General features: G+C 56.9%; 15 protein-coding genes. All 15 read right to left on the bottom strand.

What is annotated here, in order from left to right; genetic code table 11:
• Nucleotides 1–42: 42 nt before the first annotated feature.
• Nucleotides 43–606 (bottom strand): hemerythrin domain-containing protein, encoded by a 564-nt coding sequence (locus M5R41_16885; GenBank protein ID MCZ7558079.1) that lies wholly within the window; start codon nt 604–606, stop codon nt 43–45.
• Nucleotides 607–1094: 488 nt separating this feature from the next.
• Nucleotides 1095–4169 carry an efflux RND transporter permease subunit gene (locus tag M5R41_16880; GenBank protein ID MCZ7558078.1) on the bottom strand — a complete coding sequence of 1025 codons (3075 nt, stop codon included), beginning with the start codon at nt 4167–4169 and terminating at the stop codon, nt 1095–1097.
• Nucleotides 4166–5245 (bottom strand): efflux RND transporter periplasmic adaptor subunit, encoded by a 1080-nt coding sequence (locus tag M5R41_16875; protein MCZ7558077.1) that lies wholly within the window; start codon nt 5243–5245, stop codon nt 4166–4168. Before M5R41_16875 ends, M5R41_16880 begins: the two co-directional genes overlap by 4 nt.
• A 464-nt stretch (nt 5246–5709) precedes the next feature.
• Nucleotides 5710–8700 carry an IPT/TIG domain-containing protein gene (locus M5R41_16870; protein ID MCZ7558076.1) on the bottom strand — a complete coding sequence of 997 codons (2991 nt, stop codon included), beginning with the start codon at nt 8698–8700 and terminating at the stop codon, nt 5710–5712.
• A gap of 268 nt (nt 8701–8968) precedes the next feature.
• The gene (locus tag M5R41_16865; GenBank protein ID MCZ7558075.1) at nt 8969–9385 is read right to left on the bottom strand and encodes a DUF5763 domain-containing protein; all 417 of its coding nucleotides are present in this window, start codon (nt 9383–9385) and stop codon (nt 8969–8971) included.
• A gap of 598 nt (nt 9386–9983) precedes the next feature.
• Complete coding sequence (locus tag M5R41_16860; GenBank protein ID MCZ7558074.1) at nt 9984–10586, bottom strand: T9SS type A sorting domain-containing protein; 603 nt, start codon at nt 10584–10586, stop codon at nt 9984–9986.
• A 403-nt stretch (nt 10587–10989) separates the two neighbouring features.
• A complete protein-coding gene (ftsZ, locus tag M5R41_16855; GenBank protein ID MCZ7558073.1) occupies nt 10990–12180 on the bottom strand; it encodes a cell division protein FtsZ in 1191 nt (396 codons plus the stop codon).
• 304 nt (nt 12181–12484) lie between these two features.
• The gene (gene ftsA, locus M5R41_16850) at nt 12485–13738 is read right to left on the bottom strand and encodes a cell division protein FtsA (protein MCZ7558072.1); all 1254 of its coding nucleotides are present in this window, start codon (nt 13736–13738) and stop codon (nt 12485–12487) included.
• Nucleotides 13739–13756: 18 nt separating this feature from the next.
• Nucleotides 13757–14599, bottom strand: coding sequence for a cell division protein FtsQ/DivIB (locus M5R41_16845; protein MCZ7558071.1), 843 nt, complete (start codon nt 14597–14599; stop codon nt 13757–13759).
• Entirely contained in the window at nt 14596–15534 is a 939-nt protein-coding gene (gene murB / locus M5R41_16840; GenBank protein MCZ7558070.1) for a UDP-N-acetylmuramate dehydrogenase, read from the bottom strand. The genes M5R41_16845 and murB overlap by 4 nt, the downstream gene beginning before the upstream one ends.
• Before the next feature lies 1 nt (nt 15535).
• Entirely contained in the window at nt 15536–16918 is a 1383-nt protein-coding gene (murC, locus tag M5R41_16835) for a UDP-N-acetylmuramate--L-alanine ligase (GenBank protein MCZ7558069.1), read from the bottom strand.
• 82 nt (nt 16919–17000) lie between these two features.
• Nucleotides 17001–17495, bottom strand: coding sequence for a hypothetical protein (locus tag M5R41_16830; GenBank protein ID MCZ7558068.1), 495 nt, complete (start codon nt 17493–17495; stop codon nt 17001–17003).
• Nucleotide 17496: 1 nt separating this feature from the next.
• Nucleotides 17497–18594, bottom strand: coding sequence for an undecaprenyldiphospho-muramoylpentapeptide beta-N-acetylglucosaminyltransferase (murG, locus tag M5R41_16825; GenBank protein ID MCZ7558067.1), 1098 nt, complete (start codon nt 18592–18594; stop codon nt 17497–17499).
• Nucleotides 18595–18602: 8 nt separating this feature from the next.
• Nucleotides 18603–19766 (bottom strand): FtsW/RodA/SpoVE family cell cycle protein, encoded by a 1164-nt coding sequence (locus M5R41_16820; protein ID MCZ7558066.1) that lies wholly within the window; start codon nt 19764–19766, stop codon nt 18603–18605.
• Entirely contained in the window at nt 19763–21145 is a 1383-nt protein-coding gene (gene murD, locus M5R41_16815; GenBank protein MCZ7558065.1) for a UDP-N-acetylmuramoyl-L-alanine--D-glutamate ligase, read from the bottom strand. The genes M5R41_16820 and murD overlap by 4 nt, the downstream gene beginning before the upstream one ends.
• Between the last annotated feature and the right edge of the window lies 1 nt (nt 21146).

Genomic DNA, 21146 nt, shown 5'->3' with positions numbered 1-21146 from the left:
TCGCCCTGTGGGCTGATCCCTTTACTCTTTACTTTTTTCTCTTCACCATTCTGTATCACCGTTTCCCCTCCTCACGCTCCTTCCCTCCTCCACCAACGCGTCATAATCATGTCCGCTCCGTGCGACGGCGCGTTTGGCGGGTTCTACGGCGTGGGGATTGTTGATGAAGCGGGAAAGGGGGACGTCCGGGAATTCCACGACCTTCCGCAGAATGTCGTCGCCCGCAGCCCGGACACAATCGTCCAGAAGCTGATACAGGGTCTCCGGATCCTCTTCGAGATGGTTATGCCGTTGCAGAAGACCCATAAGGGCGAAGAGCAATTCAGGCGCCGGCGGCGGGACGAGTAACGCCGCAATGGCGCCATGTTCAAGTCGCAATTGCGCCTCCATGTCGAAGCCGCAGCCGGCGACGGAGCGGAGCAGCGGAAGGACTATTTTTTCCTCGATGCCGATATGCCGTAGCAGACCTCTCCTGAATTCGTCGTACAACACCATGTCAACCTCGGAGGGATCGTGCGCCGCAGCGGCAAGCAGGTTTTCGAGCCGGCGGTGATCTCTCTCAAGATATTCGGAGGGATGATTAGGCTTTGCGTGCAGTGTGTCCATGGGAAGACTTTCGCTGTGTGTAGTGGGGAGTTGCTCTTTGAGGTTGTTTGGGATGCTGCCATGACGGCCCTGCCAATGGCATGTGATGCTCCGGCCCAATGAACATCGAGATAGACGGACGTAGCGCTTCCCCGCAGTAGCGGGGCGCTGACCAACGTTTTAACCTCCACCACCCCCATCATGTAGAGACGTTGCATGCAACGTCTCTACATGATGGGGGTGGGCCTCGGATTCGCTTCCGGGCCTTGGCCGAAGCTCCGTGTGACGATATTTGATAGATTTTTCATCACAAATCGATGTCACACATGATATAAACCGGCGGGTAACGATGATTACCGGATCCAGGTCGAAGATCGCAGATTCGCCGAGGCGGACTCGCCGCGGAGAGGTGACGGAGTTTGTTTGCACCGCTTCAACTTCAATGTCACACTCTCCATAAACCGACGTCCGCCTGGACGGAATCGTTACCGACACAGCGGATACGACCCTTACGCTTCTTCCTCGATAGCCACCGGGGCGCTTGTACGCGCGATGTAGGTGTACAGTGCGGGTATGACAAAGAGTGTAAGAACGAGCGAGAAGAGCAGTCCTCCGATAATGACGACACCCATGGATACGCGGCTGTTGGCGGTGCCGTCGAGCGAGATAGCCAACGGTACGGCACCGAGCACGGTGGCCAGCGTGGTCATGAGGATGGGACGGATGCGATCGATGGCGGCTTCTCTCGCTGCTGCCATGATATCCAATCCCTCCTCCCGTTTCTGATTGGCGAACTCCACGATGAGAATACCGTTTTTGGTCACGATGCCCACCAGGAGAATGATGCCGATTTCACTGAAGATGTTGAGCGTCTGCCCGAACACCCACATGGAGAGCAACGCTCCGGCCAGTGCCAATGGTACGGTTATCATGACAGTCAGGGGATCACGAAAGCTCTCGAACTGCGCGGCGAGCGTCAGGTACACGAGAATGAGAGCAAAAATGAACACCAGCATCAGGTTGGATGTGCTCTCCGAAAAATCCGCCGACGTGCCCGCGAGCGAAGTGAGAAACGTTTCATCCAGCACCTTGTCGGCGATCTCGTCCATAGCTGCGATTCCATCTCCAAGCGTATAGCGCCGCGCAGGCGCGGCGGAGACGGTCGCGGACGAGTATCTGTTGTAGCGCAGCAATTGTGGCGGGAGACTTTCGTGCCGGAGTTGCACCACGCTTCCAAGGGACACCAGTTCCCCCGACGTGGTGCGCAGCTGAATGTTCGTGACATCCTCCGGGGTCCGGCGCTGCTCCGGTATCGCATGTGCGAGAACGAAATACTGCTTCCCGTCGCGGATGAAATACCCAATGCGTTGCTCACTGAAGTAGGTTTGAATCACCTCCGCGACATCGCGCACGCTTATTCCGAGATTGAACGCCTTGTCCCGATCGATATCGATGATCAGTTCCGGGCGGGTGAAACGGAGATCTACATCCACTACCTCGAACGCGGGATGCCGTCGCGCTTCGTCGAGAAAGAGCGGGAGATAGTGTTCGAGCTTGCCGAGATCGGCCGCCTGCAGCACGTACTGCACCGGCAGACCCGCCCTGCCGCCACCCGCTCCGGCGATGGTCGGATCCTGCAGAGCGAAGGTCCGCGCCATACTGAAGCTCCGCAGCTTGCGGTTGAGCTCGGCTACCAGCTCCATTTGTGTCTTATCCCGCTGATCCGGGGGCTTGAGCATGAGTCGGGTGAAGGCGGAGTTGACGGAAGGACTCCCCCCGAAACCCGGCGCGGTTACTGCGACAAGACTCAGCTTTTCCGGAAGTGTATCCACCAGGTGAATCAGTTTCGCGTGGTAATCGCTCATCATGTTGAATGACGTACCCTCGGGCGCTGTGGACATCAGACGCAGTGCGCTCTTGTCGTCTAACGGTGCGAGTTCCGTTTGCAGGGTGAACAACAGAAGACCGATTATCGCTGCCGAGGCAAGCACGATAGGGAGCGCCAACCGCCGGCGTGCCATGAACCAATCGAGCCACGCGGGATACTGTGCGAGAACGTAATCAATCGGCCTGTGAACCTGTTTCAACCACCGGTATTCCCGGTCGTCCCGTTTCAGCATACGAGAGCACATCGTCACCGTGAGGGTGAGCGACACAAACATGGAAATGATGATGGACCCTGCCATGACCATGGCGAACTCCCGGAACAGGCGTCCGGTCAGACCGAGCATGAAAAAGATCGGGAGAAACACACATATCAGCGTGATCGTCGTCGAAATGATCGCAAAGAACACTTGCCGCGAACCCTTGAAAGCGGCCTGGATCGGATTCATGCCTTTTTCGATTTTGGCATAAATATTTTCCATCATCACGATCGCATCGTCAACGACAATTCCTGTGGCGAGAAGCAGACCAAGCAGTGTCAATACATTGATCGAAAAATCCGCGGCCCACAGAAAAATGAAGCCGCCCACGAGCGAGAGCGGGATAGCGATGATGGGGATGAGCGTGGTGCGCAGATTCCGCAGAAAAATAAAAATGATGGCGACGACAAGGATAAACGCCTCCAATATCGTCGATTGTACGTCCCTGATCGACTGCCGGATACTGGTGGTGATATCGAGCCCGGTACCAATGATAATATCCCCCGGAATCTCCTTCTTCAACAGCTCCACGCGCCGGTACACTTCGTCCACGATTTCGATGTAGTTCGATCCCGGCTGCGGCTGCATTGCGACACCGACCATGGGGATGCCGCCATTGCCGCGCATGATGGATTTTTCGTTGAGCGCTCCGAGCTCCGCATGTCCGATATCCCGAAGGCGGACGATGGTACCGTTACGGTCGGCGATCACCAGATTATTGAATTCTTCCTCCGTGTTCAGACGACCGTACGTCTGAATCGTGAGATAGCGGCTGTCGCCTTCCACCTGACCCGACGGGAGCTCGATGTTCTGCGCGGTCAGGGCATTGCGCACGTCGACGGGATTCACACGGTGGGCGATCATGCGGTCCATATCGAGATTGAGACGCATCGCATATTGCTTGCTGCCCCACACGTTCACCTGACTGACGCCGGGAATAGTCTGCAGGCGTTCAGCGAATATATTCTGCGCGATGTCGGTGAGGGCAAGTAAACTTCTCTTCCCGCTCTGCAAGGTTATGGTCACGATGGTCTGGGCATCCGCATCCGCTTTCGAGACGATGGGCGGATCGGTATCGGGAGGCAGGTTGCGCACGGCCTGAGCCACACGGTCGCGGACATCGTTCGCGGCGTTGTCGAGATCCATTCCCAGTTCGAACTCCACCCGGATGATACTGCGCCCCGTAGTGCTGGTGGAGGTAAGCGTCTTGATGCCATCAATTCTGTTGATCTGTATTTCGAGCGGTTCCGTGATCTGCGATTCGATGATCTCGGCATTCGCCCCGGTGTAACTCGTGGAAACCGTGATGATGGGCGGGTCCACGCTCGGATAATCGCGTACGCCGAGATTGAGGAAGGATGAGGCACCGAATATGACGATAGCGATGGCGAACACCATCGTCAGCACCGGTCGCTTGATGCTCAGCTCGGAGAGTGTCATTCCGTCACCGCGGTGTGCAGTTGCTGAAGCGTCACCGGCGCACCGTCCCGCACGTCCATCAATCCCGAAATCAGTACGGTATCCCCGGGCGAGAGTCCGTGGAGGATTTCCACGCGGTCTTCGGTCCGGACGCCGGTTTTCACCACTGTGCGTTTGGCTTTACCGTCCTTGACGATGAACACGGTGTGCTGATTGAGCTCAGGGATTATCGCCTCCGCCGGAACCAGGAGCACATTTTCCTTTTTCTCCAATTCCAGCGATACCTGTACAAAATCCCCCGGAATGAACGTCGGATGTTTGCCGTTGAGCATAGCGCGTATCTGCAGACTTCTTGACGACGAATTGATACGTGCATCGACTGCGTAGACATTCGCTACTGCAGTATCGCCATTGGCTGAGGAGAACACTTTCACCGGGCGTCCGACCGCCACTTTGTGGGCGTACTGCGCGGGGATGGTAAAATGCACCTTCATGCCGTCCGTCTGCACCAGCCGCGCGATTGCGCCACCTTGAGAGAGCCATGCTCCGGGACTGAAATTGCGCATGCCGATACGTCCGCTGAACGGGGCACGCACGGCGGCGAGGTCTATCATGACCTCGAGGCCCTCGATTTGCGCCTTGAGATTGTCGACCTCCGCGCGATTCTTCTCCACTTCTTCCGCACTGATGCCCTCGATACCCAGAAGCTGTGTCTTCCGCCGCAATTCCCCTTCCGCGGCAATCAGACGCGCTTCGAGTCCTTTTTTCTGGGCGACCCAGTTGCGGTCGTCAATGGAAACCAGAAGTGCGCCCTTTCCCACCTGCTGCCCTTCGCGGAAATGTATGGATCGTACATTGCCCGCCACAGGAGCTTTGATCTCGACTTCCTCGAGCGGAAGGAGGTCACCCGTGGCTTTGATGCTGACGGTATGCGATTCAGGCTGTACGACCATCGCCTCCGCCAGCACGGGAGCAGAGTCGTCGATTTTTTTTCTGTTACTGCTCTCTCCGCAGGACGACAGCAGCAACAGGAGAAGCAGGGAAAGCATGCACACGATCAGAATGTGCATACGCTGCATTGGAATGGGTTCTAACATACGGTTCAATTCAAAGTTTGGCAGGATCAGGGCACACTGTAAGGGCCAGAAAGGCCGTCGTTTGAGCCGAGCTGCTCTGTCTCAGCTTCAACGAGCACTTAAAAGATGGTGTTGTGCTCACAAGGATTCGACAGCCCGTTCGCTGGACATGGCTCCGGGTACAATTCATTTAAAGTAGCGAGTTTCGTGCGGTGAGGCAAGGTGCAATAGGCGGCACCGGGCGACTGCTCTCCGCGTGCGTTACAAAACGAATCATGCTTCGAGACGCTACCAGACAACGTCGGAGCTTCACCCGGAGAGTTTACCGCAGTGGTTCCTTCATGAAGCCTGGCTCCATTACCTGATGTCATGCACGAAATGGACCGTTGTGCGGGGTGGCATTATTCGCCAAAGCGTAGGCATGCGCGGTGACGCGATCTGAGCTTTGGGTATCGATGGTGAAAACTGACTGTCCGATGCCTGTTCTACGGGGTTTTCGTGAAATTTCCGACGACGATTGATTTACCGCAGACGGTCAGCACGATTTCGCCACTCTGACTCGCATAGAAAGAGACCGCCGTTCGCGACCAGTTGTCCAGAATCGGTTTGACACCGCCGACGGTCACACCTGTACCGGTCCACAGAGCGCTCTCTCCGAGAAAATTTCCGCTAATTGTAACGAGGGTCTGATCAGGTCCCGAGGCGGGGCCGTACCCGGATATGACGGGCTGGTCCATAGTAAACTGCACGACGTTGCTGCTCTTCGACTCGTCGGACCAGTTCACCATTTGAAGATCGCCCCCGATGCAGGTTTTGGGGAGGATAATCGTGATCAGCGAATCCGTCCAGGAAGGGATTTCGGAAGGATTATTCGGGAAGAGATCATAATTATTGATGACGATTTTACTGCCGGTAAGACCTTTCCCGAAACGCTTGCCCTTTATCGTTATCTGGTCTCCTCCGTATCCATGGTCAGGTGTAACGGATTGGATAATTGCGGGGCCGGGTTTGAAGGTGAATTGCAGGTGCCCGCTGTTGACGCGGTACTCGCTCTCAAGTCCGTTCACTTTGACATACACTTTTCCGCTGATCGCATCATCGGGAACGGTGACGACGATTCTGTTCGTATCCCACGATACAACATTTCTGAGGATCATGTCGCGGGATGTCGTGTACAGATGTACTTCGCCCTTGCTTCGATCATTTCCGAAATTCGAACCGTTGATAGTCAGAACGTCGCCCGCCGTACCCTGGGTGGGACTGATGGTCGCAACGTGTGGAGTGAGCTGATTGTATATCACCGTCAACCACTGATAATCAGCATACACCCAGGAATTATCGACCTTCTGTGCAAAGTACACTCCGAATTCATTAACTCCGGGCTTTAACACGAGAACGCTATCGTACACGAGCCCATACGGCGACTTTGCTCCGGGAACGAGCCGCTCCCCCGATGTCGCATCATACACGGCGAAGGCGGTTTGTGCATTGTGCGCAGTAATGACGAGAGTGTCGCGGTTCGATACATAGTCGGTCGAAGCGGAAATGACCGCATTTTCCGAATTGTCGATGAGACGCACTTGTGGGAAACTGTGTGGAGAGACTGTGCCGATTGTCCCCGCCTGTACCTCCGCATAACGCGCAGTTATGGTGGACCAGTTAATAAGACATGATTTTGCGATATAGGCAATCCATGGATATTGTTCCGATGCCGGCTCATTGGCATTCTGCTTTGTATCGTACGGCGCAAAGTATGGATCCGAGAACAGGATGGATCGCTCCTGACCCGGATAATTCGGGTCGGTTACGAACAGTTTCTTCTCCGTTACCGATATTTTGTGCGCGACAATCGCATGGCCGAAGTATGAACCGTCGGTGTCCCTCGCTCTCAGTGACACATACTGCGGCTCGCCTGTGAGAAGCATGGAATACAAGAAGGCCCGCCACCCGATGGCATGTACAGAGCTATCCCGCAACTGCCTGAGCTGGTCCGCCATCCATCCGTTGAACTTCCCGTACTCTTTTTGAATGATCGAGGCAAATTTGTAGCCCTTCGGATTGTCCATCCACAGGGAATCTCCATTGGTGGATGGAATGAACAGACGGTCGAGCGAGTGAAACAACTGCGATGCTCCATGGAGCTTTTTCTCATAGTAGTACCACATCATTGAAAGCGATTGTCCGGCACAATGGCCGCCCGATGCGATAACCGAACCCCGATTGCTGAACTCCCAGTCATCCTTGCCCGGTGTAAAACCGGTTGTGAGAATCTGCTGTCCCTTCAGCGACGATTCCCTGATAGACGATATGATAATATTCGCGAACGCGTCTGCGGTACGCTTGGATGCGCGCTGAACGTCCGGCGCGAAGGTGGATATCTGAGACGTGGCAAAGTGGCGTGTCGCAACGGTAATGGAGGACGCGTCCGCGGCGAGGATGGGCATTCCTTCCAACGTGCCGGTAAGCTCGTTGTACAAAAACGCCATCGCGAATTCGTCGGACGGAACTTTCACCGGGATCTTGATGATCATCGGTTCGTCGGAGTAACCGCCGCCGTTGCTGATGACAATCATCGGTGAGACGGGATTGAAGTTCGCTCCGTAGCTGTGACTCTGCACCTGGGCATAGGATATGGAGAAGGTGCGGTGCTCGGCGAAAGCGGAATCGGGAACCGTGATCTCCATCCCCTTGATAGGACAGTCCTCTGTGCTCACGTTGACTGTTCCGCCCGTGGTGGGTACATCCATCTCGTATACAGGCACCGTCGCGCCAGTGCTGATACCGCGGCTGGTGAGCGGCAGCAGGGAGAATTCGTAGCTGCGGCCCGCTGCCGGAAGCACCTCCGCGAGTACAGCCGGGAAATATCCGGCAGCATAACCGATGTAGGTATAGAGATCAGCGGCGGCTGTTCTCCTTAGCGGGGCAGCGACTGCCGCACTCCAGTTCCTGTAAACGATTTGCGGGTTTCCACCGGCCGATCGCCCGCTCTTCAGCAGCTTCAGCGTCGATGTCTGCCCATTCAACGACGCCGTCGCGAAATACACACCGTCCGGCAAACCGCCCGCAGCAAAGGCGAACTCATGTTGACCAGGCTGCAGTGACTGCCGGTACTCAGCTACGCGCGTTCCGTTCATGCCAAACACTGCGATGCTTAAAACTCCAACCTCGGATGTGCCGACGGAAAAGGCCGTCGCGTCACCGAAGGAGTTTGGGTAATTCCCGCTGATGGAGAGCCCTCCGGGCCGCGCAATCTCGCCGACCCCGGTTGTCAGCGGCCAGTCGACGGGGAAGGTGGTACCGGTAATTGTGGTGTCGCGCCCACGGCTGAGGTTGAGAATATGGATGCTGTCGAGCGTCATCGATGCCGCGCTGCGCGCATCCGTTGCCGTAAATGTGATGGTGTTCTGTGCCTGACAGACAGTTGCCATGAGGCCGAGTACAGCCGAAAGCAACACAACAATGCGCCGGTTTTGCATGCTCGATTTCCCTCTAAGGGTGTGATGGGGTGATGGTGACCAGAAAGACGGATAGCAGAACGAAAAATAATAAACGGTTTAGCAATCTCATAATCGCTTTCATAACTCCGAATCCGCACAGCACCACCGGCCTGCGCTGCGCCGAGGAAGGATATTACAGCACACCACCTTCCTTGGTCGCGCAGGCATGAAAAAAATGAATAATCGCATCAGCAAAGCTTGAACGCATCGCGTGCGGTGAATAGCGCCCCCCCTCGGTGACTACCGCTCACTCCCGCATCTTCGCGTGCTGGGTACAATATCCGTCTGCGGTTTTCGCCTTTCGCGAGCATTGCGTCCCCTTTTTCGTGATGGCCTTGCAGCGATCCCCGGCGGGGACCGTTTCATGCTGCCAGCAATACTCCTTGCCTTCCTTCGCATCCCGCTTGCATTGCGTGCCCTTTTGCGTGACGGCCTTGCAGCGCTTCCTCTCCTGTTGCGTATCCTGCTTCGCCACATCATTCACAACATCATCGGCGATGATCATCGGCGAAAGCCGCGTACCATCACAGTTGCTGACCTCCGATCTCTGGAATAGGGGCGAAGGCCTGGTTGCAGGGGCAGCGAACGCACTGACGCCGACAAGCAGCAGCAAGAGCAGTACACAAATGTTCGCATTTCGGGAGATCACATCGGAGAGCTTCATTGGACAGTACCACACATCGTGAATGGTGAGACGGGTGGACATCACGATGGAAGTTGGCCATTATTTCGGAAACGGGCAAGGGGGACCATAACGAGATTGTCAATGAACGATAGTGTCAATCCGGATTGCCGACGGGTGTAGGCACACGTGCGATCACGCTGTCCCGGTTTTGCATATCATCCTACGATGGGTAGTGTTCCTGTGACCAATTCAGCTGCCTCCGGTAGCATGGGCGCCTCCCGGCGCGAACAAGGTTTCCAGCGCAAGATTTTTTGTAACGACAGAGTTACAGAGAGATACTTTCATTGACCGCAGCGCCTGCGCCGAATGGGCCACGTCGATCCTTGATGGCAACGGGAGCTTTGCGTACATACCCTGCCAAAGCCGGCGCTGTCCGAGGTCTGCTTGCGTGATCAGCCCACAGCGATCATGCTATGCTATGCCAAAGTCGGCCTGCATTCATTCATTCCATGACGAAGAACCATCGTTTGCCTGTGCACAGCGACCCGGGGCTGATAGCAGGCTCCTCATATCTCTGTCGGGTAACAGTCGTGGCGTTGCTATCCGGATGTGTGGAAATATTACCGTTCAGGTTTCATCATCGAACAACGCGGAATGTGCGCACCGCAATCGATTGCCGCGATTCCGACGCACAGACATAGATCCCTGCCGGAAGGGAAGACACATCCAGTATATGGTGTTGCACGCCTGGCCGGGGTACGGAAAATGCTGTTCTACGCAGTTCGGTACCGGTCATGTCAAAGATCCGCACCGTGACAGGATCCGCGTCAGACGTGAGAAAAGACATCTGCACCTGCATGGACGCCGGCTGGGGATACATATCGCGGATTTCCAGTTGATCGGGAACTGACAGCGTAATGACCTCTGAGTAACTGACAAGTTCCCCGCCGCCTTCCGTTCGGACGGACAAGCGGTACTGCATGATCCCCTTCATCCCGGTTGTGGTACTGCGATCGGGAAAAGAATACGGCACGGCTTCGAACAGATTGCACATCCCGGGTTCCATCCCGATTTCGATCCAGCGCGTGTCGGAGGTAAAGCTGTACGTCTCCGATAGTCTGCGTTCGATGATAAAGGACATACAGCTCAGTGCCGGCGGTACAAGCCAATGCAGGACATACCGTTCTCCGTCGTTCAACACGGTGAGCGCGAGGGAGTCCCTTCGGACGGATGCAGGCATGAACGTTTCAGCTCCAGCATCTTGTGACGAAACCACGGCTTGCATCCCGAAGGCGCTGCTGCGCACTCTCGTCTCGCTTCGCAGCCCGACAAATGACAGAGCCGCACCGACAACGGTCAGCACGGCGATAGTCGTAAATCTATACTTCCATCTCGGCATCGTTACAACTCCGCAGCTTCAGGTCCTTCACCGCCGGGACGTTTATTTTCGCGACAGCAACGTCCTTTTTTACATTCACGAAACGCGTTGCTCAGCAATTCCTGAAATATCCGCAATCTCCGTAATACCATTCAATCCACAAATTACTGACCGGATTCCGTACACCCGGAGAAGCACACCGCCCGCCCCATGAGGAGAGGGCGGGCGGCGCTGCTTGAGGAGGTAAAGAAAGAGTGAGAGAGAATCAGTCCATAATCTTCCGCAAAAATGCCGGACGGTCGGGATTGCTTTTCTCGATGCGCTGGCCCGAGGCGTCGTCGTCGTCGCTGGTGGTCAGGGAGAGACCCTTGCGCACGAAGGCGGGCTCGTCGTACTCACGAATTTCGGTGATGCCCGTGGGAATGCGCATCGCGGTCTGCTGCTGGGGTTGACGCGAAGCGGACTGCGGCATGGCCGGGCGACGCGCACCGACGTTGCGCTTATTAAAGCCGGTGGCGATGACGGTGACCATGAGCTTGTCTTCGAGCGCTTCGTCAATCACCGAACCGAAGATGACGTTGGCGTCCTCGCCGGCCGCTTCGGTGATGATGGATACGGCTTCGTCAATTTCGACCAGCGACGTGTTGGCACCGCCGGTGATGTTGACCAGGACGCCTTGCGCTCCGCCGATACTGACGCCGTCGAGCAGCGGACTGGAAATGGCGTTGTGCGCGGCTTCCACGGCGCGGTTCTCGCCGGAGGCGATGCCGCTGCCCATAAGCGCATCGCCCATGTCGCGCATGATGGTGCGGACGTCCGCAAAGTCCACATTGACCAAACCGGGTACGGCGATAATTTCGGCGATGCCGCGTGTGGCATTGTAGAGCACCTCATTGGCGAGCTGGAAGGCTTCGGATACCGGCGTGTTTTTATCCACGAGGGAAAGCAACTTCTGATTCGGTATGACAATAAGTGTGTCGACGTGCTTGCGCAGTTCCTCGATCCCTTCTTCCGCCTGTGCCATGCGGCGCTTGCCCTCGAAGTGGAAGGGCTTGGTCACGATACCGACGACAAGTGCCCCGGTGCCTTTGGAGATATTCGCCACCACCGGCGCTCCGCCCGTACCGGTTCCGCCGCCCATGCCGGCGGTCACAAATACCATGTCGGATCCGCTCAGTGCCGCGGCTATTTCCTCTTTGTCCTCCTCCACCGCGCGATACCCGACTGAGGGATCCGCTCCGGCGCCAAGGCCGCGCGTCAGATTACGGCCGGCCTGAATTTTAAACGAGGATCCGTTGCGGTCCAGCGCTTGCGCGTCGGTATTCACCGCAATGAACTCCACGTTTTCGATACCGCGCTGAATCATGTCGTCTATGGCGTTACCGCCGCCACCGCCGACGCCGACGACCCGGATCTTCGCCCGGGTATCCATCGAGTTGTCATACAGAATAGCCATGGGGTCTCCTCAGATGATGGTGTTACAGAATTGCATTCACTTGAAAAATCTGTTTGTATATGTTTCTCATATTATCGGTTGTCGTTGGTACCGGATTGTGGTAAAGAGTAAAGGGTAAAGGGTGAAGGGGCCTGGAGCCGCCAATCTTTGCTGAATTGCCGAGGTGCTATTTTGCCGCTTATGATTCATTCTTCACTCTTTACTCTTTACTCTTTACTCTTCACTCTTCACTCTTTACTCTTCACTCTTTACTCTTTACTCTTCACTCTTTACTCTTCACTCTTCACTCTTCACTCTTCACCATCTACAGCTCATTAAACCAATCCATGATCCTGCGCAGCACATTCGGACGGCCGGCGTCGGCGCTGGTGCTGAAGCTTTCGGGACCGATGCTTCTCATGCCGTGCATGACGAGGCCGACACAGGTGCTGTAGATGGGATTCTCCACCTCGGCGACGAAGCCGCCGGAGAAGCCGCTGGGTATGCCGATCTTCACCGGCATGCCGAGCACCTCGCGGGCCAACGCCGCTGTACCCTTGATGAGGGATCCGCCGCCTGTGAGAATGATGCCGGAGTGAAGGTGCTTGGAGTACCCGGAACGCTTGATTTCGAGACCGACGATTTCGAGAATTTCTTCCATGCGCGGCTGTATGATCTGACAGAGCAGATCGCGGGATATTTCCGTCGCATCGCGTCCGCCGATCGGACGAAGCGGGATGCGCACGTTTTCCACGATTTCCGGCAGATAGGCGTAGCCGTGCTCGCGTTTGAGCCGCTCGGCTTCATCATTCAGTATGCCCAGTCCCTTGCGGATGTCCTCGGTCACTTTCTTGCCCGCAATGGCCAGCACGGCGGTATGTCGGATGGTGCGATCCTCGAAGATGGCGATGTCGGTGGTGCCGCCGCCGATATCCACAAGCACTATTCCGACTTCTTTTTCTTCTTCACTCATCACCGAGTACGCGGAGGCCAGTGGTTCGAGGACGAGATCGTTGACTTCGAGTCCGGCGCGCTCAATGCATTTGTAGATATTCTGCACCGGGGTGATACCGCCGGTGATGATATGCACATTGGCTTCCATACGCACTCCCGCCATGCCGACCGGATCGTAGATGCCGTCCTGCCCGTCCACGATGAATTCCTGGGGGATGACGTGGATGATGCGGCGGTCGGACGGAAGCGCGACACGTTTGGTGTCCTGCAGCAGACGCTCCACGTCTTTGCGTCCGATCTCGTTCTCCGGATTGCTGATGGCAATGACGCCGCGACTCTGGAAACTTTGTATATGATCGCCGGCGATGCCCACATTGACGGCGCGCACTTTGATGCCGCTTTGGCGTTCGGCCTGTTGCACGGCCTCCTGAATCGCCCGGACCGTCTTATCAATGTTTGTGACCGTACCGCGGGCCATTCCCTCGTTCTCCGCCTTGCCGATGCCGAACACATTGATGCGGCCGTCGGCATCCTTGCCCGCGATAAGGACGCAAATCTTGGTCGTCCCGATATCGAGTCCAACGACGATATTATCTGCTGCATGGGATGATTGTCTGCTTTTCATATCGGTACCGTCGTTGTTTCATTCCTTGATGAAGAGTGTGTCGCGCACGGCGAGCGTATCGCTCTGTTCCGCCTGCGCGGGTGCGTCCGTCGTTCCGCGCCAGCGTGTCACGACCTGATTGCTCCAGCGCAGATCCACATATTCTAGCGCGGCGGGATCGTATTTCATCGCCACGTTTTCCCAGAACGTATTGAACGCTCTCAGCTTGTTCTCGATATGCACCACCGGCCCGAGAATCACCGGAACGCCCGCCTCGATGGTGTAGAGCACGAGGTCGCGCTTGGGAGCGACGTGTACTTCAGAAAACTGGTGGAAGATGCCGCCGCCCATGCCGCGAGCCGTCCGCAGCACCTGCAACGCTTTCTGCACTTTCTTGCTCACAATGCGCACGCCCGGTTTGAGTACCCGCAAATCGCCCGCACCTGTGATGACCGGCACATCGTACACCTCGGGGGCATGCACAGCGGGAAGCACATAGCCGTCTTCGTCAACAAGCCAGTCGGCGGCCTGTACGTTGATCAGCATTGCGATGGGCTTTCTTTCGGTGACGTTCACGACCAGGGTACGCGGCGGATCGCGCATCAGGTCCACGTCGCGTATGTACGGATTTGCGAGAATGCGCCGCTTCACCTCGAGAAGATCAATCGTGGTGAGACTGGAAGAATCGTTCAGCGCCACGGCGTCTGCGATCACCGCCTTGGAGGTGATGCTCACACCGCGAACGTCCAGGACCACACCCGTCACACTCTCGCGCCATTCCGCGGCCGCAAGAGCGATAGCCGCGATAGCGGACACGACGAAAAACATCGCGATGCCCACGGTGCGGTGTCGGGTTGGTTTTACTGTGCGTTTGCGTCTCATGCCTGTACCTGCCTGTTCAGGGGTAACGGATCCAGGGGATCGGCGGAAAAGCCAATGAACTGGATCTCCGGCTCGAGCACCACACCGGTGGTCTCGAATACGATGCGGCGTACACGGTTGATGAGGGCCACCACATCGTTCGCGGTGGCACCGCTGTCGTTTACGATGAAGTTCGCGTGCAGCTCCGATACGACTGCACCACCGAAACGCTGTCCTTTCAGTCCGCTGCTCTCGATCAACCGCGCCGCAAAATCGCCTTCGGGATTTTTAAAAATGCTTCCGGCATTGGGAAACTTCACCGGCTGCGCGGCATTGCGCTTGAGCAGCAATTCCTTTCGCCTGCGACGAAGCTCCTGAGCATCTCCCCGGGGAAAGCGGAAGCGCGCGGAGAGCACGATATCCTCTTTCAGATCGGAGTTCCGGTACCGGAAATTGCATGCGTCCCTGGAGAGTGTGCGTACGTCCGTACCGCGAAGCACGGTAACATCCAGGAGATGGTCCGAAATCTCTCCTCCGTAGGCTCCGGCGTTCATGATCACGCCGCCACCGAGCGTCCCGGGAATACCGGCCAGCATTTCCACGCCGGCGAAATTATGCGTGATGGCAAAATCCACAAAGGTGCTCAGACGGATTCCGGCGCCCGCGGTGATGGTATCGCCGTCGAGCGTGACAGACGAGAAGCCCTTCTCGATGCTCAGCGCAGCCCCTCGGTAGCCCTCGTCGCTGATCAGAATATTGCTTCCATTCCCGAGCAGAATGTACGACACTTCCTGGACGCGAAAATAACGGACAAGCGCGACCAGTTCATCCGTAGTGGATGGCTCGAGATAGATATCGGCCGGCCCTCCGATGCGGAAGGACGTAAGCGGTGCGAGCGGTTCGCTGATGCTGATGCCGCCGGTGCAGAGCTGCCGTATGTGCTCGAGATTCAGCACGTCACTTGCGGTCCTTGAGCTTTTCAATAAAGCGTGAACAGTGCATATAGATATCGCCCGCACCCATGGTGATCACGATGTCGCCTTCTTTCACCACCGCTTCCAGCACCTCGGCCAGTTGCGTCTTGTCGGCAATGTACTGCACATTTCTGTGTCCGAAATTTTTCGCCGCTTCGGCGATGATTTCACCGGTGATGCCCTGTATTGCGCGTTCGCGAGCCGCGTAGACGTCCGTGACAATGAGCAGATCGGCGTTCATGAAAGAGCGGCCGAAATCTTTATAGAAATCGCGGGTGCGCGTGTAGGTATGCGGCTGAAATACGCAGATGACACGCCGACGCCAGCCCGCCTTGATTCCTTTGAGCGTGACCTTGACCTCGGTCGGATGGTGCGCGTAGTCGTCCACAACCAGCACCCCGCCAACATCGGCTTTGAGTTCGAAGCGTCGGAAGGCACCGGCGAAAGCATCGAGCGCCCGTTTTATTTGCTCGAACGGGATACCGAGTTCGAGACTGACCGCCACGGCGGCAAGGGCGTTTTGCACGTTGTGTTCCCCCGGAACACCCAGCGTAATCATGCCGAGTTCGTGTCCCCTGGCGACGACGGTAAAGCTGCTGCGCTGCTCCTTCTGCACGAGATCCACCGCCTGTACGTCCGCTTGCGAGGAGAAGCCGTAGGTCACCACTTTCCGCTGAATCTCCGGGAGGATTTCCTGCAGCGTGGGTTCGTCGAGGCAGAGAGCGACGAAACCGTAGAACGGCACCTTGTTGGCGAATTCGATGAAGGCGGTTTTCAAATCCTCCAGACTGCCATAGATGTCGAGATGTTCCTCTTCGAGTGTCGTCAGGATGGCGATGGAGGGATTGAGCTTGAGGAAGGAGCGGTCGTACTCATCCGCTTCCACCACCATGAACTCACCGCTGCCAAGGCGCGCGTTGGTTCCGCCAAAGGCATGCAGCTTGCCCCCGACGATGACGGTGGGATCTTTCTGCCCTTCGATGAGCACCATGCCAAGCATGGAAGTGGTGGTGGTTTTTCCATGCGTTCCCGCAACGGCGATGCCGTGATGCAGGCGCATGACTTCGGCGAGCATTTCCGCGCGACGAATCACAGGGATTTTCCGCTCGATGGCCGCGATGACTTCAGGGTTGTCCTGCGAAACAGCCGACGAATAGACGAGCACATCCACGTCATGCAGATTTTCCGGATTGTGCCCTTCGTATACCGTCGCACCCACCTCAGCGAGGTGACGTGTCACCTCGGTTATGGTGAGGTCCGAGCCTGAAACACGAAAGCCCTGATTCAGCAGAATCTCGGCGATGCCGCTCATCCCGATGCCGCCGATGCCGACGAAGTAGATGTGGTTGATATTCGCGAATTTCATGCGCTGCTCTTCACTATGGTTGATCCGTTTTCAGGATAGGGTGTGCTGTTCAAATTCGGACGTTTGGCATCGCTGCATGATTTCATGGATCATGTCGCACTCGTGCCGCCGGGTCATTCTTCCCCGGCTGGGTAAGCGCTTTCAGGAGCTGATACAACTCTTTTTCACGCTCATAATTCGCAAAACGCAGTCGCATCAGACGGCGTCGGCCGGATAGACGCAGCTTGAGGACGGCGAACGTCCCGTCGTTGGGTTTGTAGCGATCGCGCGCGAAGGTGACTCGTTCGATGTCGCTGAACCGTATGGTCCGCTCATAAAATCGCGAGCGAAGAATGATGCTCGTGTCCGTGATTTCCAATCGCTGATTCCGTACCATGCTGATCACCAGCATGACGAGCGCGTAAACGATAAAGGCCGCGATGATATAGACGACGGGGTCACGGAAGCCGAACTGCACCGTATCATCGGTCACAGTACCGGTGATGAAGATGTACAGCACGAAAAACGCCACGTACACCAGTAAGGTGAGATAGTAGAAGTCGTGCTTGCGCTTGAATACCCGATTCACCGTTTCCATGTCACGCTCCTTTTCCGGTTTCCGCGAGGCGTATGGCCGCCTGCGCAAGATCGAATGCGGCTTGTGGCCGCCCCAGAGCCGAAGAGGCGGCAGCCATCGCACCCAACGTCGCATCGTCATCGAGCAGGCGGAACAGCTGGCCTTCGAGCATATGCAAATCGGTATCACGAAGGACGAGCGCCGCGCCGGCATCGGCCATTGCCTTTGCATTATGGTACTGATGATCAGCCGCAGCGAACGGATAGGGCACCAGGATGGCAGGCAGGCCGAGCACGCTGAGCTCGGCGAGAGACGTTGCACCAGCCCGGCAAAGCACCAGATCCGCCGCGGAATAGGCTTTGTCCATATCGTCGATAAACGCCCTGACAACGACCTGGCCGGCGTACAATGCGCCGATCGCTGCGAGTTCCGCAATATCCCGCGCCCCTGTCTGCCAGATGAGTTGATATCCCTCACGTACGAGACGCGGCACGAGCTGCCGCACCGCCTTGTTGATGGACGACGATCCCAGACTGCCGCCGAATGCGAACACTGTTCTTCGTTCGGGCATCAATCCGAAAAACTCCTTCGCGTCATCCGCTGAGGAGCGTGACAAACCAGGCCGTACCGGATTCCCGGAGATGAACAGCTTTTCCGCAGCAGGAAGTCGTGTTGCGCTCGATTCGTAGGTGACATAGACTTCGTCCACCATCGAAGACAACATGCGCGTCGTTGCGCCGGGATACTCGTTCTGTTCATGTATCATCGTGCGCCGACCGGTCTTCGCCGCCATGTACAGCATCGGACCGGACGCATAACCGCCTGTCCCGACCACCAGGGCCGGCTTGCGTCTGCGCAGGATGTTCCACGACTGCGCCAGCGATACAAGGATTTTCAGCGGCAGCAGCAGGGCATCCACGCTGATACGGCGTTTGAATCCGGAAATCCATAATGCGTCGAAGTCATAGCCGAGCTTGGGTACGACCCGTGCTTCAAGGCGATTGCCGGACCCGACAAAGCTGACGCTCCAATCCGGCTTGAGTTGCTGCACCGCTTGCGCAATGGCGACTCCGGGGAAGAGATGTCCGCCCGTGCCGCCTCCGGCAAAAATGATATGCATGCGCGGGCTCATTGGTACAGCTCCCCGACCCGTGGTCCCGACGGCGCCTCCTGAGGCACAATCTCGCGCGGGCGAATGCGCGTGAACATGGAAATGTTGAGCAATATCCCGAGAGCGTATGCCGTAAAGAGAATGCTCGTTCCCCCGTAACTGAGCAGGGGCAGGGGTAGTCCCGTGGTGGGAAGCAGGCCCGTGGTCACCATGGTGTTGATTACAGCATACACGGTGATGGTGACGGTGATGCCGGTCGCGAGAAAACGTCCCAGGTCATCGGTGGCACGTTTTGCGATTTTCATCCCTCGCACCATGATCACCAGGAAAAGCGCGAGAACGAGAAGTGCCCCGATGAATCCGTACTCTTCACCGACTATGGCAAAGATGAAATCGGTGTAGGACTCCGGGAGAAACAGCTCACGCTGCTTGCTCATGCCCATACCGACACCGAAAACACCGCCGCTGCCGAGCCCGATCACCGCTTGCTCAATCTGATAGGTGCCGGCGGATCCACCGGCGCTCTCGCCCCCGAAATGCGCCATGATGCGGTTCCAACGGTAATCCGCCGAAACAGCATAGACCAGGACGACAGGCAGCGCCGCAAGTGCGACACCGGCGATATGCTTCAGCTGCACACGGCCGACAAAGAGAACCATGAAACTGATGCCGAGGATGATGGCTCCCGTGCTGAAATTCGGCTGCAGAAAAACCAGCCCGACCACCGAGAATATCCATATCATCAACGGGAGGAAGCCGTTGCGGAAATCGTGTATGTATCGTTGCTTGGTCGAGAGCAGCACCGCGAGATGGATGACCAGTGCGAATTTCGCAAATTCGGATGGCTGAAAACGCAAGGGTCCAAAGGATATCCAGCGCTGCGCTCCCTTCACCACCGCCCCGCCGACAAGCGTGTACGCGAGCATGGCGAGCGCGATGATCAGCAGTATTTTGCTGACGTTCTTGTACGAATGATAATTGACGAACATACCGAGGAACAACGCGCCAACGCCCATCACCACACGAACGGCGTGTGTGCGGAACAGATAATCCGAATCGCCGCCGTGCCGTATTCCGGAAATGGAAACGCTGGCGCTGTACACGACACCCACGCTGAACATCATCAGCGCGAGGACGCTAAGAAAGACGTACAGGTCTATATGTCCGGTTTTTGGTTTCACGCTACCATCGGTTCCCGACAAAAGGTACGCACGCATTCCTTGAATACGCGGCCGCGGTGTTCGAAATTGTCGTACATGTCAAAGCTCGCGCAACCGGGCGAGAGCATCGCCACATCCCCCGGACGCGCCGCCGCTCTGGCGATATTCACCGCTTCCTGCATGTCGCGTGCGCGGGTCACCCTGGTTACGCGCGAGAATGCCGCTTCCATGCGGTCGCCGGCCTCGCCGATCAGCACCATCGTATGCACTTTTTCCTTCACCAATTCCATCATCGGATCATAGGATGTGCCTTTGTCGCGTCCGCCCGCGATCAATACCACGGGCTGTTTGTAGCTCTGCAGTGCAGTGACGACGGAGTCCACATTCGTGGCTTTCGAGTCGTTGACCCAGGCGACACCGTCGAGCTCGATGACGAATTCCAGCCGATGCTCGACGCCACGGAAGGAGATCACCGCCTGGCGTATCACGTCCATGGGAATCCCTTCGAGGCGGGCCGCGAGCGACGCCATCAGCACGTTCATATGATTATGCGCTCCGCGGATCTGCAGGTCTTCGACGCGTGCGAGCAACTCCCCACCATACCCTGCGTCGAGCATGAGATGGCCGTTCTCACGCCAGCCGCCGAATTTCAAACGCTGCGTCACGCTCACCGGGAACAGCTGTGACGCTGCGGGCTTTACCGCTGCTTCGACCACCGGATTATCCACACTGTAAATAAGCCGGTCCCCGGAATTCTGATTCATGAAGATGCGCTGTTTGGAGGCAACGTACTCTTCGAAGGATCCGTGATAGCGGTTCAGGTGATCGGGGGTGATGGTTGTGATGACGGCTGTGGTCGGATGAAACGTCACACAGGTATCGAGCTGGAAGCTGCTGATCTCGAGCACACTGATGTCTATATCTCCGTCGTTCTCGCGCAAGGCGTCGGTGAACGCAAAACCGATGTTCCCCGCAAGCAGGGTCCGGCGTCCGGAGGCGGCGCAGATCTCGCCGGTAAGCGTCGTCGTCGTCGTTTTTCCATTCGTGCCGGTGACGGCGATAATGGGGCCGTCAACGAACATGGTACCGATCTCGATTTCACTGATGACGGGCATGCCGCGCCGTTCGGCTTCAAGCAGCACGGGTGCATCGGACGGGACGCCCGGACTCACGACAATGAGATCAGCCGCATAGAGGCGCTCGCTGTGTTCGCCGAATTCGTGTTCGATGTTTTCTTCCGCGAGCAGGCGTGCGGCCTCGGGATAGCGACCGGCCTCCGACAGCTCGCTCAGAAACACACTGACCCCTTTGCTGCGCAGCAGGCGGGCTGCGGCGAGTCCACTCCGTGCGGCGCCGATGACGGTAACTTTCAGACTAGCGATATCGAATGCGCGCTGCATA

The organism is Bacteroidia bacterium (assembly GCA_027493955.1).
Classification (GTDB): Bacteria; Bacteroidota; Ignavibacteria; order SZUA-365; family SZUA-365; genus JAOSJT01.
The sequence above is the reverse complement of the archived record's forward strand: the minus strand, read 5'-3'. Positions and strand labels throughout refer to the sequence as shown.